Origin of the sequence: Paenibacillus swuensis (assembly GCF_001644605.1) — a bacterium.
Taxonomy (GTDB): domain Bacteria; phylum Bacillota; class Bacilli; order Paenibacillales; family DY6; genus Paenibacillus_N; species Paenibacillus_N swuensis.
The window spans coordinates 2,465,449-2,483,663 of the sequence record NZ_CP011388.1; the positions used below are offsets into that span (position 1 = coordinate 2,465,449).

At 49.7% G+C, this 18,215-nt stretch carries 15 protein-coding genes; all 15 read left to right on the forward strand.

The window, feature by feature from the left end:
- Nucleotides 1–101 precede the first annotated feature (101 nt).
- The 15 genes from mreB to SY83_RS10875 all read left to right on the forward strand — a co-directional run bounded on the left by mreB (nt 102) and on the right by SY83_RS10875 (nt 17,873).
- Nucleotides 102–1,103, forward strand: a complete 1,002-nt coding sequence (gene mreB / locus SY83_RS10805; protein ID WP_068606388.1) for a rod shape-determining protein — start codon at nt 102–104, stop codon at nt 1,101–1,103.
- Between the two features lie 90 nt (nt 1,104–1,193).
- The gene (locus SY83_RS10810; protein ID WP_068606390.1) at nt 1,194–2,054 is read left to right on the forward strand and encodes a flagellar hook-basal body protein; all 861 of its coding nucleotides are present in this window, start codon (nt 1,194–1,196) and stop codon (nt 2,052–2,054) included.
- A 26-nt stretch (nt 2,055–2,080) separates the two neighbouring features.
- Nucleotides 2,081–2,950, forward strand: a complete 870-nt coding sequence (locus tag SY83_RS10815; protein WP_068606392.1) for a flagellar hook-basal body protein — start codon at nt 2,081–2,083, stop codon at nt 2,948–2,950.
- Nucleotides 2,951–2,974: 24 nt separating this feature from the next.
- Entirely contained in the window at nt 2,975–3,193 is a 219-nt protein-coding gene (locus tag SY83_RS10820; protein WP_068606394.1) for a DNA-directed RNA polymerase subunit beta, read from the forward strand.
- 243 nt (nt 3,194–3,436) lie between these two features.
- On the forward strand, nt 3,437–3,901 hold the full coding sequence (gene fabZ / locus SY83_RS10825) for a 3-hydroxyacyl-ACP dehydratase FabZ (protein WP_068611049.1): 465 nt from the start codon (nt 3,437–3,439) through the stop codon (nt 3,899–3,901).
- The gene (locus tag SY83_RS10830) at nt 3,898–5,607 is read left to right on the forward strand and encodes a phospho-sugar mutase (protein ID WP_068606396.1); all 1,710 of its coding nucleotides are present in this window, start codon (nt 3,898–3,900) and stop codon (nt 5,605–5,607) included. Before fabZ ends, SY83_RS10830 begins: the two co-directional genes overlap by 4 nt.
- Nucleotides 5,608–5,679: 72 nt before the next feature.
- Nucleotides 5,680–7,698 carry a DUF5693 family protein gene (locus SY83_RS10835; protein ID WP_068606398.1) on the forward strand — a complete coding sequence of 673 codons (2,019 nt, stop codon included), beginning with the start codon at nt 5,680–5,682 and terminating at the stop codon, nt 7,696–7,698.
- Complete coding sequence (csaB, locus tag SY83_RS10840) at nt 7,665–8,810, forward strand: polysaccharide pyruvyl transferase CsaB (RefSeq protein ID WP_331710002.1); 1,146 nt, start codon at nt 7,665–7,667, stop codon at nt 8,808–8,810. The genes SY83_RS10835 and csaB overlap by 34 nt, the downstream gene beginning before the upstream one ends.
- 83 nt (nt 8,811–8,893) lie before the next feature.
- Nucleotides 8,894–9,592 (forward strand): WecB/TagA/CpsF family glycosyltransferase, encoded by a 699-nt coding sequence (locus SY83_RS10845; RefSeq protein WP_407944629.1) that lies wholly within the window; start codon nt 8,894–8,896, stop codon nt 9,590–9,592.
- A 118-nt stretch (nt 9,593–9,710) separates the two neighbouring features.
- The gene (locus SY83_RS10850; protein ID WP_068606403.1) at nt 9,711–10,829 is read left to right on the forward strand and encodes an MraY family glycosyltransferase; all 1,119 of its coding nucleotides are present in this window, start codon (nt 9,711–9,713) and stop codon (nt 10,827–10,829) included.
- Between the two features lie 166 nt (nt 10,830–10,995).
- Nucleotides 10,996–12,648 (forward strand): hypothetical protein, encoded by a 1,653-nt coding sequence (locus SY83_RS10855; protein WP_068606405.1) that lies wholly within the window; start codon nt 10,996–10,998, stop codon nt 12,646–12,648.
- 25 nt (nt 12,649–12,673) lie between these two features.
- Nucleotides 12,674–14,149, forward strand: coding sequence for an S-layer homology domain-containing protein (locus SY83_RS10860; protein WP_068606407.1), 1,476 nt, complete (start codon nt 12,674–12,676; stop codon nt 14,147–14,149).
- Nucleotides 14,150–14,172: 23 nt separating this feature from the next.
- Nucleotides 14,173–15,417: an S-layer homology domain-containing protein gene (locus tag SY83_RS10865; RefSeq protein WP_068606409.1), complete on the forward strand. Its 1,245-nt coding sequence runs from the start codon at nt 14,173–14,175 to the stop codon at nt 15,415–15,417.
- Nucleotides 15,418–15,431: 14 nt separating this feature from the next.
- Nucleotides 15,432–17,393 (forward strand): hypothetical protein, encoded by a 1,962-nt coding sequence (locus SY83_RS10870; RefSeq protein ID WP_068606411.1) that lies wholly within the window; start codon nt 15,432–15,434, stop codon nt 17,391–17,393.
- A gap of 138 nt (nt 17,394–17,531) precedes the next feature.
- The gene (locus SY83_RS10875) at nt 17,532–17,873 is read left to right on the forward strand and encodes a hypothetical protein (protein WP_068606413.1); all 342 of its coding nucleotides are present in this window, start codon (nt 17,532–17,534) and stop codon (nt 17,871–17,873) included.
- Nucleotides 17,874–18,215 lie beyond the last annotated feature (342 nt).

Genomic DNA, 18,215 nt, shown 5'->3' on the forward strand with positions numbered 1-18,215 from the left:
TAAATTAAAGGATTTTTAACTTTTACAGCGAATAGACCTATAATTATATATTCAGCACCACGGGTCTCTTTTTGAGGGAATTAGGGAGGATTACAAGCGGTATGTTCAGCAAAGACATCGGGATTGATCTGGGAACGGCTAATGTTTTAATTCATGTTAAAGGCAAAGGTGTCGTGTTGGATGAACCGTCCGTAGTCGCCATTGAAAGCGATACGAAACGCGTGCTCGCCGTTGGTGACGAAGCCCGCCGTATGGTGGGCCGTACGCCCGGCAACATTGTGGCGATCCGTCCGCTTCGGGACGGCGTCATTGCCGATTTCGAAATTACGGAAATGATGCTTAAGCATTTCATTAACCGGGTTGGCGGGAAGCGGTGGTACAGCCATCCGCGCATTCTGATCTGCGCCCCGACGGATATTACATCGGTTGAGCAGAAGGCGATTCGCGAGGCCGCGGAACGAAGCGGCGCAAGGGAAGTGTTCATGGAAGAAGAGCCTAAAGCGGCGGCCATCGGGGCCGGCATGGACATCTTCCAGCCGAGCGGCAATATGGTGGTGGATATTGGCGGAGGAACGACGGATGTAGCCGTGTTATCCATGGGCGACGTCGTCACCTCCTCTTCTATTAAAGTGGCGGGGGACAAGTTCGACGCGGCCATTACAAGATATATCAAGAATAAATATAAATTGTTGATCGGTGAGCGGACTTCGGAAGAAATCAAAATCCGGATCGGCTCTGTATACGGCAGCGGACAAGAGAATCAGATGGATATTCGGGGAAGGGACATGGTGACGGGATTGCCCATCACGGTTACGATCCACTCCGGCGAGATCCGCGAGGCGTTGTCCGACCCGGTGGCGATGATTGTCGCAGCCGCGAAATCCGTTCTTGAACGCACACCGCCGGAGCTGTCAGCGGATATTATCGATCGTGGCGTCATTGTAACAGGCGGAGGCGCGCTGTTGCACGGCCTGGATCAATTAATGTCGGACGAGCTCCGGGTGCCTGTGCTGATTGCCGAGGATCCGATGCATTGCGTGGTCAAGGGGACCGGCGTTATGCTTGATAACCTCGACAAGATGAGCAAGCGTAAACTCAGCTAAACTTTGTCAGAAGGCATACCGATATTATAGATAAAGATATACGAGGATCGGGGAAACCCGGTCTTGGTTTCGCTTAAGGAGGTATCTTTCATGTTAAGAGGACTTTACACCGCGGCCGCGGGTATGATCGCACAGCAACGCAGGCATGATACGGTTACGAATAATATAGCTAATGTGAATACACCCGGATTTAAACAGGATCAAGCCGTGAACCGGTCTTTCCCTGAGATGTTGATTGCTCTTACCGGCGGAGATGCGAATCCGGCATCGCCCAAGATCGGTCGCCTGAATAGCGGCGTATTGGCGGAAGAGCCTGTCACGCTGCACTTGCAAGGGGATTTACAAGAAACCAGGAATGCGGGTGATTTCGCGCTCGTTTCAAATATACAGGTAGACGGCATGAACTTTGACGCCGGAGGTAAATTTGTAAGTCCGGACGGACAAGTTTCATACCAGCCGCAGGCTTACTTCACCGTGCAGAATGCCGATGGCGAACTTAGGTATACGCGTAACGGGAAGTTTGTTGTCGGCAACGGCGGCGAGCTTCTGACCACAGACGGCTCCCGTGTGCTTGGAGCGAACGGTCAGCCGATTCAACTGGATCGTCCGTTAACGGATTACAGAGTGATGGAGAACGGTCAATTCGCGGATGCTCGTACAGGAGATGCCTTTGCGCAGCAACTGTTGATTTCGCGAGTTGAGAACCCGTATGACTTGGTGCGCGAAGGCGATGGAAACTTCCGTTTAACAGGTGATGCGCAGGCGGCGGCTCTCGCCCAAGGGGATCAAGTCCAGCTTCGTCAAGGCTTTGTGGAGCGCTCGAATGTGGACGCCGCCACGGCGATGGTTGACCTGATGACAGCGCAACGCGCTTATGAAGCCAATCAGAAGATGATTCAGTATTACGATCGCAGCATGGAGAAGGCCGTCACGGAAATCGGCCGCGTCTAAGCTAGAGTGAAGCAGGAGGACATAAGATGAACCGATCGATGATCACAGCCGGGATTTCCATGCAGGGTCTGCAACAGAAGCTGGATTTGATGGCGAATAACATTGCGAATGTAAATACAGTAGGATATAAGAAACAGGAAGCATCCTTTCAGGATGTCCTGACGAATACGATACAACAACAGCCTAAATTCAACGCTCCGGGCAGGTTATCTCCATTAGGATACACTCAAGGATGGGGCTCTTATCTTGCGAACATCCAGACGAACTATACGCAAGGACCTTTGAAAGAATCGGGAAGCCCTCTGGACTTTGCCATCCAAGGGGATGCCTTGTTTGAGGTCGGTGTGGCCGAGACGGATGAGAACGGGACAGCGGCTTTACGCACTGCGTATACCCGCGGCGGCAATTTTCAACTGACGACGTTGCCGAATCAGCCCGGAAGCTTTCTGAGTACGCAAGACGGATATATGGTAATGGGTGTGCAGGCAGGCAGAGTTCAGCCCATCCGAATACCGGAAGGTCATGGCTTTGCGGTTGATGCCGAAGGAAATATTACAACTACCAATTTGAACATCCCAGGCGCAAGACCTGTGGCTGCCGGGCGAATTCAGCTGGTTCAGGCCACACAGCCGGAGATGCTGCAGAACATCGGCAACAATCTGTACGGTCTGAAGGACGGCGCCGCGGCGAGTGCCGTAACCCCGCTAGTGCTGAACGCCAACAACCCAAGACCCGGACAACCTGCGATCCGTCAAGGCTTCCTGGAGCAATCGAATGTGGACTTGGCGGACGAGATGAGTGAATTAATGGTTGTGCAACGGGCATTTCAATTGAATTCGCGGGCTTTAAGCTCAAGCGATTCGATGGCGGGTTTAGCGAACAATCTTCGCGGTTAATGAAGAGAAGTGAGGGCGATACCTATGAATGACCAACAGAACCAATCGAAGTCGGGTAAGCCCAAGTGGTTGCGTGTGGTACTGCGTATTTCACGTTTCCTGCTAGTCCCTGTTCTGGGTGTGCTCGCACTCCTGACAGGTTTATTGGCCGGCTTTGTCTATATCGGAGGACAGCCTATGTCCGAAGCTTTGCAGTGGAACACATGGCGGCATGTGTTTGATCTGGTATTCAAAGCAACATAACTCCCTTAGGGGAGTTTTATTTATGACGTGGGTCGATGTATAATGGATGGGACGAGTATGGATTCGATTGTGAAAAAAGAGTTTATCCACGCGTGTCTCACCGTGAATAAACTCTCTTATATGAACCTTCACTGCTGCAGGCCATGAAGGACATATGTAGTTTTCAACAAGCTGAGAAAATTATGCAAACAAATTGGCGGTGGGCATCAGCTTACGCCCGAATGAGAGGTAATGGCCATGACGATGCTTGATATTAAACAGATTCAAGAAATTATTCCTCACCGCTATCCATTTTTATTAATTGACCGAATTCTTGAAGTGGAAGACGGCAAACGGGCCGTAGGTCTCAAAAATGTAACGATGAACGAACCCTTCTTTGAGGGGCACTTCCCGAATTATCCGGTTATGCCCGGGGTACTAATCCTGGAGGCTCTGGCGCAAGTCGGCGCCGTGGCTATACTTAAACTAGAAGAGAACCGAGGCAAACTGGGCATGTTCGCGGGCGTGGACAATTTCCGTTGGCGCGGGCAGGTTGTGCCCGGGGATACGCTGATCCTTGAAGTTACGATGACCCGTCTGAAAGGGCCGATCGGCAAGGCGCAAGGCATCGCCAAGGTCGGCGATACCGTTGTGGCCGAAGGAGAGCTCATGTTTGCCCTGGTTGATCCCAAAAAAAATAGAGACAATGGAAGAGAGGAACCTTCATGACTCAAACGACTCGTAAGGCTTCAGAAATTTTCACGCAATGGTTGCAAGATGAACTTATCGATGAGACGACCAAAGAGGAACTTCGCTCCATTGAAGGACAGGACAAGGAAGTGGAGGACCGCTTCTACAAAGATCTGGCATTCGGTACCGGCGGCCTTCGCGGTGTGGTGGGAGCCGGAACGAACCGCATGAACGTCTATACTGTCGGACGCGCGACACAAGGCTTTGCCGAATACTTAACCGAACGTCACCCTGACGGTGCCTCGGCGGTCATTGCATACGATTCCAGAAAATTCTCACCCGAATTCTCTTTGGAAGCAGCCTTGGTTCTGGCCGGTAACGGCGTGAAGACCTATGTGTTTGAATCCTTGAGACCGACACCGGAATTATCGTTTGCCGTGCGGGAACTGAAAGCTTCCGCCGGTATCGTGGTTACGGCAAGTCATAACCCTCCTGAATATAACGGCTACAAGGTCTATGGCGAAGACGGATGCCAATTGGTACCTGAATTCGCGGAACAGGTTATTTCCCGAATTAACAGCATTGATTCCCTGAACCGCATCGCAAAGCTTACTCGCGAAGAAGCGGAGAGCCAAGGCTTGCTGGTTTGGATCGGCGCTGATGTGGACAAACGTTACATTGATACGATTACAGCGGTCAGCCGGAATAAAGAGTTAATCCAACAACGTATGGGATCCGATTTCTCCATCGTGTTCTCTCCGTTACACGGAGCAGGCAATGAATCGGTACGTGCCGCGCTTAGCGAAATCGGCTTTAAGAACGTGCATGTGGTAGCTGAGCAAGAGCGGCCTGACGGCAATTTCAGCACCGTCAAATCGCCGAATCCGGAAGAGCGCGAAGCTTTCACGCTGGCGATTCAACTGGCGGAGAAGGTGGATGCCGACATTATTATCGGCACAGACCCGGACTGTGACCGGATGGGCGCTGTGGTGAAGAACCCGAAGGGGGAATACTTCGTATTATCCGGTAATCAATCGGGAGCGATTATGGTCCACTACTTGCTGAATTCATTGAAAGAACGCAATGAAATGCCGGCGAACGGTGTTGTCATCAAGACGATCGTCACCAGTGAGATGGGAGCGACTATTGCTCAGCATCACGGTGCTTCTGTCATCAACACGCTAACGGGATTCAAATATATCGGCGAGAAAATGACGGAGTTCGAAGCGACGAAACAATATGAATTCCTGTTCGGCTATGAAGAAAGCTACGGATACCTAGCCGGTACATACGCGAGAGATAAAGACGCGGTCATTGCTTCGATGTTGATTTGCGAGGCGGCAGCGTACTACAAAGCACAAGGAAAAACACTCTATGACGTGTTGCAAGAGCTGTATGAGCAATTCGGTTACTTCCTGGAAAGCCTGGAATCCAGAACGCTCAAGGGAAAAGACGGCGTAGAGCAAATCAACGCGATCATGAGTGACTGGCGGAATAACGCGCCTTCCGAAATTGGAGGCATTGCGGTTACGGAAGTTCTTGATTACGAACTGGGCTTAGATGAGCTGCCGAAAGAGAATGTCTTGAAATACAAGCTGGCGGACGGATCATGGTTTTGCTTACGTCCTTCAGGTACGGAACCGAAAATTAAAGTGTATTTCGCGGTACAAGGTCATACCGGCGAGGAAGCGGCCGCTCGGCTCAGCAGCTTAACGGCCGCGGTTATGTCCCGTGTAGACGGATAAAGATAAATAGAAAACCTCTTCGAAATCATGATTTCGAAGAGGTTTCACAATTTAGACGGGAGTGAGAGGGAATTGCTTCGTACCTTACTGGGGTGGAACGATAAGTTCGAGAAAGTGTTATGGATACTGGTGATCTTGGGGATTGTGGCATCGTTGCCGATCGCTTATCAACGGGTACAGACCGAACGTTCCTCCAAGAATGTGGAGATGGTGTTCGATTACAGAGATTTAGCGGATATGGCGGCTGTTAAGCTGAATCCTCAAGCTTACATTCAGGAACATCTGAAGAACTTGAAAGACGCGGGATTCACCTCCATGGCCGTTTACGACAGCAGCTTGGGTGAGTTGAGAAACAGCAGGCGCTTGCAGCTGTTTAATACAGCGGATTATGCCGCATTGACGGGAACCGCTTTGGCTCAAGATCGCAACCACACGTATTTGCTGTTCGCGAATCAGGAGTCGGCTGAGAAATTGAAGCCGATTATTACGGCCGCTTTTGCACGGATTGAAGCAGGGGTTGAGGATTGGAATTGGAAGGGTCAGCAAGGGCTGGTGCTTCAATTGCCGTTCGAAGAATCGGTTATGCAAACCTTTGATCCGGATCCGTTTGCCTTGCAGAATATTTCGGAAGCGGGTTTTGACATTGTTGCCCGGATCTCCGACCGTCGCAGTAACTTAACAAAGGAAGATATCGATCATATTCTTGGGGTTTACCGCAATTACGGGACCCGCTGGATTATTTTCGACGGTACATCCGTAACGGGGTTCTCAAATGAGGCTGATCAACGCACTCTAAGTTATATGGGTGAAGCCTTGAAGAAGAACGGTATGGGCATCGCGGCGATCGAGATGTTGAAGAAACCGATTGAAGGCTTTAGCAAGCTAGCATATGCAATTGATTATGATGTCGTTCGATTGAATTCCCTCTCGGATACCGATGCTTGGAAATCGCCATCCGTCCTGTCCGACCGTCAACAACTGGCTGTCAAAGACCGGAATATTCGGATGTTGTATTATAATGCGGAAGTCGTGAGAAATTATGACAAAGGGGTTATCAAAGACCCTATGGAAAACCTGTACCTGAGCTTGAAAGGCGACAACGGCGTGTTCGCTCGGATTCAGGACGCCGGTTATTCCTTCGGTACAGCCGAACCTTTTGATTATGTACATTCCGATTGGCAGCGTTACTTGAAACTCTTGGTCATCACAGGCGGGGTTGCGTTCATTACTCTTCTCATCGCCTTGTTCTTACCTGTACTCAGCATCCCGGTATTTGTGGTGGGAATGATTGGAGCGGCCGGACTAACCGTTGTATCGCCGGAACTGCTTAGCAAGGCATTGGCATTGGGCGTCAGTATCGCGGCGCCGTCCGTCGCGGTCATTCTAGCGGTCCGCACCATTCAGAACATGACAGAAGATCAAGGCGTTCTGTCCCGCTGGACTAAGGCGGTAACGTTATTCCTGAGAACAGCCATCATTTCCTTAATGGCGGTGCCGTTTATCATCGCTTTGCTTAATGCGCCGAAATACATGCTGGTGCTGGATCAATTCCGTGGTGTGAGTCTGCTGCATGCGGCGCCGATTGCTTTGGTCGCAGTCTATATCGTACTGTTCACCTCAGGCTCTTTAATGAGTACGTTGCGTACCTTACTGAATAAACAAATTACCGTATTGTGGGTTGTCCTGGCCGGAATCCTGGGTGTTGCGGGAATGTATTACTTATCGCGTACGGGAAATGAAGGCTCGGCTTCTTCGATTGAATTGCTGTTCCGTTCGGTGCTGGAGAATACATTCGGCGTGCGCCCGCGGACCAAAGAGTTCATGCTTGCACACCCGATTTTCATCCTGGCTGCTTATGTTGCCATCCGCGGTGTTAAATATCGCAGCGCCATGTATCTGTTTATCTTTGCGGTTATCGGGCAGCTGTCCATGGTGGATACGTTCGCGCATTTGCATTCACCGATTCATATTTCAGTGATCCGGGTTCTATTGGGTATCGGGATAGGTATCATTCTTAGTGTGATTTATGTTGCGGCCTGGGAAATTCTTGTAAGGGGTTGGAAGCGTTGGGCTCCTCAGTTCAAAAGTTAGTCATATCCGGCTACTACGGATTTAACAATAGCGGCGATGAAGCCGTGTTGAAATCCATTCTGCTCGCACTTGAAGAGGAAGGGGAGAGACAAGGCGTCCGCATAGAGCCGATTGTGTTATCGGTTAACCCGCCGTTGACCGAGAAGCTTTACGGTGTCCGCGCGGTTCACCGCATGCGGTTCGCCGAAGTAAGACAAGCCGTGCGTGAGAGCGACGGCTTGATCAGCGGCGGCGGGAGTTTGCTGCAGGATGCCACGGGATTGAAGTCGATTCCGTACTATCTCGCGATTGTAAAGATCGCGCAATGGTACGGCAAGCCGACCTTCATTTACTCCCAGGGCATCGGCCCGGTCAACCGCCGCGCGTTCTACCCGCTGATCCGGCACGTCTTCAGCCGGGCCAGCTACATCTCGGTCCGCGACGACGAGTCGCGCGACCTGCTGCGGCAGATCGGCGTCGCGCCGGACGGGATCGGGGTCGTCCCCGATCCCGTCATGGCGATGCCGTTGCCGCAGGCCGCGGAGTCGCCGCGGCCCGAAGCCGCAGGCGCCCCCGCAACCGACCGCCCCGTGATCGGGGTGTCGGTGCGGTTCTGGAACAAGGACCGGTCGGATCTCGACCGCCTTGTTCAGGGGCTTGCAGCTGCAGCGGCGGAGCGCGCGGTCCGCTTTCACTTCCTTCCGTTCCATCTGCCTTCGGACGAAGCCGCTTCGGTGTACGTGATGGAACGTCTGCGCACGGCCGCCGCCGGCTCGGATATCGAGCTTAGCCTCTACGGCGGCTCGGAAGACCCGCAGGCGATGCTGGCCGAGGTCAGCCGCTGCGACTTGCTGATCGGCATGCGTCTGCACTCGCTGATCTATGCCGCGGGACAAGCCGTGCCGGTCATGGGCATTACATATGATCCGAAGATTGATCATTTCATGAACCGGCTCGGGATGAAGTCCGCGGCGACGACCGAGCGGATGGATCCGCAAGCCTTCGCGCAAGAGGCCGTCTCTTTGATCGACGGCAAGGCCGACTGGGTCCGCGCGAAATCGGACCTGATCCGTCAGCTGAAAGCCGATGCGGTCAAGCCCGCGCAACAAATTGTTAGCTTTTACGTTAAATAGGTTAAAGGATGGTAACAGTGAATTTGAACTCCGCTCCGAATGCGGAAGATCGGGTTTCGATTTTCGGCGTTCCGTTTTCCAAAATGAATATGCAACAAACCGTGAATCACCTGACGGACCGGATCCTCTCCCGTCAAGTGACTCAGGTCATTACGGCGAATCCGATCATGGTCATGTCGGCGCTGGAATCGCCTGAGTACATGGCGATGATGAAGCGCGCCGAACTTGTCGTGCCGGACGGTACGGGCGTCGTGTGGGCGGCTAAGCATGTCGGCAATCCTGTGGCCGAACGCGTGCCGGGCTTTGAACTTCTTCATCACCTGCTTCGGGTGGGAGAATCCCAAGGCTGGAAGGTGTACCTGCTCGGATCTTCTCCGGAGATTGTGCGGGAAACGTATGACAGACTGCGTGCCCAGTTCCCCAAAGTATCCTTTGTCGGATACAGGGACGGCTTCTTCGGCGCTTCGGAAGATGCCGAGGTCATCCGCGCAATCCGTGAAACCAATCCGGATTTGTTATTTGTGGCGAGAGGCGCGGACACGCAAGAGCCTTGGATCGCTCGTTACAAGCAGGAACTGAACGTTCCGTTAATTATGGGTGTCGGCGGCAGCTTTGACGTCATCTCGGGGAAAACCAAGCGCGCCCCCGCAGCTTTCCAGAAGCTTCATCTCGAATGGTTCTACCGTTTATTGAAGGAACCCACCCGTTACAAACGAATGCTGGCGTTACCGAAATTCGCGGTAAAAGTGCTGCGGGACAAAGAAAACGTGCAAAAAGGTTAGAATTCTCATCCAAAATTAATGTAGTTTATGAAAAATGAATGAAAATTAAGGTGGAAGTTCTGGGTTAATGGGAGTATAATTTGGGACGGTATACATTATGGACAATTTGGGGGAAACCATGACTTACATCTACTTGCTTGGTTTTGCTGCCGCGTTAGCCTTATCTTTCATCTTTACGCCTCTCGTGAAGATGTTCGCGTTCAAGGTCAACGCTGTCGACCGGCCTAACCACAGAAAAGTACACACGCGCATCATGCCGCGACTTGGGGGACTTGCGATTTTCGCAGCTTTTGCCGGAACGTACTTTATCCTGTCTCCTTGGTTACATCTGGACAAACACAATTTAAACCTAATACACGGCTTACTAGCCGGCGGTACCATTATTGTTATTATTGGTGCGCTGGATGATAGATTCGAATTATCGGCTAAAGTGAAATTGTTGGGCCAGATCATTGCGGCTTGCGTAGTCGTCTTTGGCTTTGGGATTAAAGTGAATTTCTATAACGTGCCTTTCGGGGACCCGATGATGCCGATTCAAGATTGGATTGCCATTCCGCTCACGATTTTCTGGATCGTCGGTGTGACGAATGCCATCAATCTGATTGACGGGCTCGACGGTTTGGCAGCGGGCGTATCTGGCATCGCTACGGCGACCATCCTGGTGCTTGCTCTATTCATGGTCAACGGCGGAACGGTAATCTTGATCAGTTCCCTGTTACTGGGCAGCATTATTGGATTCCTGTTCTTTAATTTTCATCCGGCGAAGATCTTTATGGGCGATTCCGGATCGCTGTTTCTGGGTTTCAGTCTTGCGACCTTATCCATCATGGGCTTTAAGCAAGCAACCCTCGTTTCGTTTATTATCCCGCTGTTCATCATCGGCGTGCCGCTGTCGGATACATTCTTCGCGATCGTTCGCCGTTGGGTGAATAACAAGCCGATTTTTGCTCCGGACAAAGGTCATTTGCATCATTGCCTGCAGCAACTGGGCTTCAGCCATCGCAAGACCGTTCTGATGATCTACGGCGTGGCGTTATTCTTCGGAACAACGGCGGTCGTTCTGTCTCAGGTATCCCAGATTGCGAACTGGGTGACGGTTCTCGTGATCGCGGCAACCATCGTCGTGCTGCAACTGGGTGCGGAAGTGATCGGGATTGTGGATCGCTCGCGCAGACCGCTGCTCTCCGTATTGCAACGGCTGCGTATGAAGACGGAAACCGATACGAATTCCAAGTAAACTTGCACTCATACGTATATTACAGAAGCTTCGTCCATCTGGACGGAGCTTTTTTCCATTTCAAAATAAGCTAAACAATTCACAGGGAGAAGACGATATAAACAATAGAAGTAGGTCGTCAGAACCTGATGATTTACCACAACGAGAGTGTCTTTTGGAGGAAACTATGCGTACTAAATCCCTGATCATAATGGCGTTAACGCTTCTATTCTATGTGCTGATGGCCTCGTATGCAGGGGCGGCGGGATCCGTGCTGAAGCTGAAGCCGGGCAAGATAACGGCGGTGAATCCGAAGAGCAAGTCTGTCACGGTCGCTTTCACGGCTAAGGAACGTCAAACCTATACTGTAAGCTCGCGCACCCGCTTGCTTGTGAACGGGGTGGCCGTTCCATTTAACGTGTTTCGCACAGGGATGAATGTTCAAGTTTCCTTGCGGGATGGACAATTTACGCAGTTGCAAGGATTCACCAGACAGGAGAAAGCGGTCATTCCTAAAGCTTCCAAGTACCGGAACGGAACCGTAACCGCGGTGGAAGGAAATCGGGTATGGGTGCAACGATCGTTTGGCGAGATTGAGGATTACCAAGTGGTGTCCAGTACGGCTGTTTTGAAGAATGGGAAACGTGCGGATTTAGCTGCTTTATATGCGGGAGACCGGGTCAAGCTGTTACTGAACGACATCCGTTCCAAAAACTTGGCGCAATTAGAAATCCAGACTCAATCCGTGGAACTGAGCAATGTCTACAAAGGCAAGCTCCAGAACTTTGACAAGCTCAATAATACGATAACGCTCACCCATGTGGAGGTATTGTCCGATGGGATGTGGAAGACGTTCAAACCTCTTCTTACATTAGATGTGGATGTGGAACAATCCGCTTATAACGGATTCACCAAGGTGCCTTGGACGGAAATCAATACTTATGCGGATCAGCCGGTCTATATGGCAACACGAATGCAGATGAGTCGCGAGCAGGTTACAAAGATGTTGATTCAGTCGGCTTTTGAACAGATCTACACGGACCGGGTTTCCCAGACGAACTTTAATACAGATACCTTCACTTTGATCGGCAGTCAGCATTTCACCGTGCATCCGGGAACTTTGTTAATCCGTAACGGCCGTCTGGTTGATCAATACAGCATTCGAAATGCGGCTCACGCTTATGTTTCGGCGGCGGATGCCAATCAGGGCTTTTATCCGATGGCCAACATTATTCAGATCCAGAATGAGGGTTTGGAGCAAGAGCGGCATATGCAAGACGGCATGTACTGGGGGACGTTGGATACGTTGGTTGAAGGACGCCTGTTCCTGAAAGACTTTATTGCTCTCGAGAATCACGAGTGGGAGTTTCAACACGGCGGCACGCAAGAGCTATTTTATGATATGGACACAAGAATTTACGATCTGACGAAGAACCTCTCCGTTGAGCCTGAGGAGTTTGACCGTCAGAATTACGCCATTGATGATACAAGCAGTGCGGCCAACTACACGAAAGATTGGTACGGGTACATGTATGTCAGGGATCAGCGGATCGTTAGCATTGCGGTTAAGCAGAGCGTGGACGCGTATCATCAGTTCAAGACGAATTCGGCCAAAGTGGTTTCGGTGACAGGCAACAGCATGAATGTGGAGAATGTGCGGGAATGGAACAACACCCGCGATAGCTGGCTTACCGTCAGTCAAGTGCTGAACAAGATCGATGCGGACAAAGCGATTATCATGAAAGACGGAAGAAAAGCAAGTCTGAGCGACATTCAGCCAGGCAGCAATATTTACACTGTTCGGAACGGCAGCTCCGCCGTGTTCATACTCATCACGTAACAACAACAGGAAGGGAGGGAATGCATTGTTTTCGCGCACAAAAACAGGTCAGAAGCTACTGATAGCCGGGTTGTTGCTGGCACTGGGATGGCCGGTGACCGGATCCGCCTCTCCGCCGGATTACGCCGGTGGTGTCAATAACGAGTATAAATATGAAGAAGTTGTATTTTTGAGCGGAGAGCCCATAACCTTTTCCGGCAAAATGACCCGATCCGAGAAAACAGCCAAAGGCGTTACCACGATAGGATATTCGTTTGCTTTAATTTCCGTGGACCCGAACCACAAAGGGAAACTTAGCCGCAAGCAAACCTTCGTCACAACCGAAACGCTGCGGCCGGATAAGGGGCAGACCACAACCAATACGCTGCTTTCCAGAGGGTATAAGGAAGATATCGAAATCTCGGGTCGGAAGTACACGCTGGCTGATTACCAATTCTCCAAGTCGGATGTGATCGACAATCGTCCTGTGAGCGACTATTACTCCGGTAACCTCGCCGGCAAAAAAGTGTACATAGCGAACAAGGGAAAGACCGATGAAGAGGAAATAACGGTAACGCTAAGCGGGGGAGATGTCGGATTCAAGAATTTCTGGGGCTCCGCGGAATCTCAGGTGATTAACCAGACCATTGCGGCGAAGAAATGGAACGGGACCGTGAAATCCACAACCTCGGACAGTGTCACGAAAAAGCTGATTTATCAGGATAATATTGCGAATCATACAAGCTTTGACGGCGGGTATATGCGGGTTATGAACGGGGAAATGGCTTCCCGGTATGAGTACAACATGCCTGTGAACGATCCAGCGACAGGGGGGCCTTCGGCTGCGAATCGCAACATTGGCGAAATTCGCTTGATTCAAGAGCGCGTTCCGGGGATCGAAAGGTTGATTGTTCCGAAGTTCAGGGATACGCAGAATCATTGGGCGCAAGAGTCGATTGAGAAGTTGTATTCATTGGATATTCTGACGGAGAAGACAGAGATCTATGCTCCGAACATCGCCATGAACCGTTATGATTTTACCGTGGCCGTCATGAAGGCTGCTGATACGCGCGTGCTTGCCAAAGGGAAAGAACAAGCATCGGTATCAGGAAACTTGTTGTTTCGCGATTTGAGCGTCAAGGATGCCAATTATAAATATATGTTGAGCGCAAGTAGTAAGGGGATCGTATCCGGCGTTACACCGAATCTCTTTAGCCCAAACAGTCCTCTTACGAGAGCGCAAGCTGTATCCATTCTGATCCGGGCATTAGGATTGGAGACACAGGCGCCGAAGACGGCATACACAACTTCGTTTGAGGATGATCGCTTCATTCCATATTGGGCCAAGGATGCGGTATATGCCGCTCAAGAGGTGGGCTTGATCATCGGGGCAAGCGATAACCGATTTAAACCGAATGATGTCATGACCCGTGCGGATGCGGCAGTGATGCTGGCCCGGTTTCTGGAGTTTATCGAGAAAGATCTGAAGACGGATTACACCGACAACATCGTATTATACTAGCCAAAATGACAGGAGTGATTAGCATGAAAGAATGGAATCGCATCGGTTTGCGGACCAGATGGGTGGGAGCGGCGTTAAGTCTGCAGTTGGTGACCATGGCCGTCATTCCGGTCGCCTCGGCCGCCGCGTTCAAAGATACGAAAGGCAACTTTGCCGAAAGCGCGATTGATGCTCTGCATCAGCAGGGAGTGATCAGCGGATTTGCCAACGGAACGTTCAAGCCTAATCAGTCGATTACGAGGGTGGAATTTTTCACATTGTTGAACAAAGTGATGGGGTATACGAATGCGGATACGCCGATGTTCGCGGATGTGAGCTCTAAATCGTGGTTTTATGAGCAAGTGGGCATTGCGGTGGGCTCTGGGTATATTCAAGGGGAATATCAGGACGGCGGCAAGTTGAGTCCCACCATACCGATTACAAGACAAGAAGTGGCCAGTATGCTGGCGAAGTCGCTTAAATTGCCTTTAGATAATAACGCTGCAGTCAAGCTTCCATATAAAGATAGCGCGCAAGTAAACAGCTGGCGTAAATCCGCGGTTCAATCCGTGGTTAGCGCACAGCTGATGGCGGGGATGCCGGACCGTACGTTCCGACCGGCGGAAGCTGTGAGCCGTGCACAAGTAGCCGCCATTTTGAAACGGGTCGTTGACAATTATATGGGCGGCACATCCGCGGGTTCAAGCGGCGGTAACAGCAGTAACGGCGGCGGGTCCGCGCTTACATACAAGCCGCTGAACCCGATTACGCTAAACCTTAACGCATCAGCCGCTCAATTCTTGCCAACGTATGTGGATGCTGTACTGGGGACTTCCGTAAGCAAAGTAGCTGTTACTTGGCCAAGCATCCCGACGAACGAAATCGGCAAATTCACTTACGAAGGTACGCTGAGCGGATCTACATACAAACCGAAGCTCATTGTGTTTGTCGTTGATCCGTCGGCTGCCGGCAATGGCGGGAATACAGGCACGCCGGGAACAGGCACGGGGACAACCTCGCCGCCGATCACGATTAACGGTCCTGCTTTAAGCGATGTCAAGATCAGCTTCAGTTCGCTGTTCTCTACCATTATCGTTCGTTCCAACGATAAAGTGACCTCCGTTATGGCGGGCAGCGACGTTATGCATTATGAGGGCGGAAATTCCTTCAGTCTGGCAACGGCCGGATTAAAGTTGGGGCAGAAGATCACCATTAAAGCGCTGGATATTCAAGGTAAAGTGATTGAACAGAAGGATTACATCGTACAATCCACAACGAATGGAAATTAAGGGGGAGTAGTTCAATGTTTACACAAAACATGTTTGACAATATGAAGAAGGCTGTAATCGGTTCGGCTTTTCTGGTAACGGTGACGGTGGCGTCCTTGGTTGGGGCTCCGTCTACGGCTGATGCTTATCAACCTACGCCATTGGAAAATAGTTTTTACCCGGAAAACAACGAGTCAGGCGTACCTTCCCAATTGCCCTATGTCAGAGTAAGCTTTAACAGTAATCCAGGCGAAATTATCGGTGCGCATACGCCGGCAACCATTTCGATTGATAAATTGGATGGAGCTGCGGAGCAACAAGCTAAAATCCAGGTCATTGAAATGTCTACGAACACACCTGTCCATGCTATGCTTGCTAGTACGGATGTAAACGGTGACGGAGTTCTGGATCCGGAGTTGATTGTAACAGGAAATACGCTTGCCATTAAAGTAAATCCCTTTGATGCAACAAAAGCGGTCAACGATCCGAACAATAAGAATCGGTTAAAGCCGGGTGAATCTTATCAAGTTATTATCCCGCAAGGAAGTATTGTCCATAAAACAGGCGATACCTCCAAAGACAATAACAAAGCTATTAGTTGGACATTTACGGTTGAGCGCAAGCCTACGCCAGCGAACTTTAGCTTTCAACCAGGAAATCAAACCTTTAAATTTACTCCCGGCATCGTAAATACGGGTCTTCCGAATAACGTGCATGCCCATGGAGTAGGATACCGCAAGACGCTGGTCCTTGAATTTCAGAACGGTGTTAAGCCTAATGTTCCGGAGAATACAATCGTTATATCAGGTAACGAGCTGAGCCCGTCCGCAACACCTCATAATCCGACAACTATTACTAAACAAGACGTTACATCATCTAACACTTTAAACGTGACGATGCCTGTCGGGAATCCGCTAAGAGCTAACCATTTGTACACTGTATCCATAAGTAATACCTTGACGGACGAAGATGCAAGTATCGTTAAGTATTTCAATATAAAGCCTACAACACCAAGTCCGGTTCAAGTGAAAGCTCCGGGTACTAAGACTGTTGCTCAGTATAAATCTGAGGTGGTGGCCTACGCCGAACAGGTTAGACGTTATGCTTTCAATGCCATATATCCGTATTTCATGACGACCGACGCCAAAGTAATCGGAGCGGGTAACGAAGCGGCTAAACTGGCTTCATTAGCCATAAACACGTCCAGAAATATTTCATTAGACACAACCACCGCCACGGCGGCACTTTTACACACAACCTATGCGGAACCGTTATATCAAGCAATAGAAGCAGCAACAACGGGGTTTGACGCAGTAGTCAACGCCAACTATTCTTATGCACCTGCTTCAACGCAAAGTGATCTAATCAGTACAGCCGCTACCAATAAGTATCCTTTAAAGAATGACCCAATCTTTATCCGATTCTCTACGTTTCGTGATTTTAAGCAAACGCTAGTTGATCCTGCAACCGCCACAGTACAGAACATTAACAACACGATCCTTTCCATTGAACCTCCGCGAAGGGTTGGCGTCGTTATTCCAAAGAGTTATATCAAGAGCATTCAGACACTACACTATGTTCAAGGGCTTGTACCTAGTTCCCAAGGCAATAACTTAACGAATATTGATATAGCCGCGGATTCGGATGTTGATAAAGTGATCATTACCTCTAACAGAGGTGTCCGGGTATTGAATTCCAAAGTTAACAATGTATGGACAGCCGGTTATGCCGGACTTGAGGCGGACGGACTTAACGAGGTTAGAATACAGGCTTACGATAAATACGGACAAATTCTTGAAGAACGTAATTTTAAATTGGCTGTTGACGGAACAGATCCGTTGAAAGAAGATTATCTCCCGAAAGAAAGTAAGGTGCTTGGGAAAACTTACAGCCTTCATGAACTCATGGAAGACCCTAAGTTATTCTCTGAAGTGTTGCTTCACTTCCCGGTAAGCAAACTAAACGAGCTAGGCATTTTCCTTCCATATACACCATAAACACCAAGCCGTGCAGCTTAAGTTGCGCGGCTTGTCTATGAGTTGCCATATATTAAATTTTGTTTTCACAGAGCTTTTGAGATACAATAGAGGCATTACTTACTTAATTTACAAATATACACACAAAAGGTGATTATAATGAAGAAAATTTACTCCAATGCACAGAGAGAATATTTAGCTGCCAAAGAGCTGTTCGAGAAAACAAGCAAAGTGATGGAAGCCAAAATTCAGAACATTACCTTAATACGTGAAATTCAACAGAACGAAATGGAGAAGCTCGTCCTTGAAACCGGTTTTCATGGCGCGTTCCAATCTTTGACTGATGCGGAGAATGCTTTAATTGACTGGTCTCACATCGCCATTAGGGAAGAGAAAGAATACAAGGAGAATGTAGAGCACTTTCAGAACATGTACGCCAACCTCCACACCAATCCCCAGGCAAGAGCGACAATCATTGATCTGGCCATGAAATTAAAATAAGTCTAACAACCGTCCTCCTGATTCGGGGGGCGGCTTTTTTGTTTATATTTTTTATGGAAATGTGTTTTAAATTGGTAAAACTTACAGCATGACGGATGTGGAAACTGAGGATATAATTAGCATTGTAGGTCAGATATACATAATATGCAGACACAAGAAATGCAAGATTCAACATTTTTCGCTAAGGTTTTAAAATAATTTTTAAATAAGCGCAACTTTTTAATAAAGCCTGCGTTTATATATGTGAAACTTAAACAGAAGCCGCTTTGGTTAAACGGGATGGATATATTTCTCAAAATATGTCTTTACGCTATAGATGCGCCGTTGTATAATGTTTAAGGT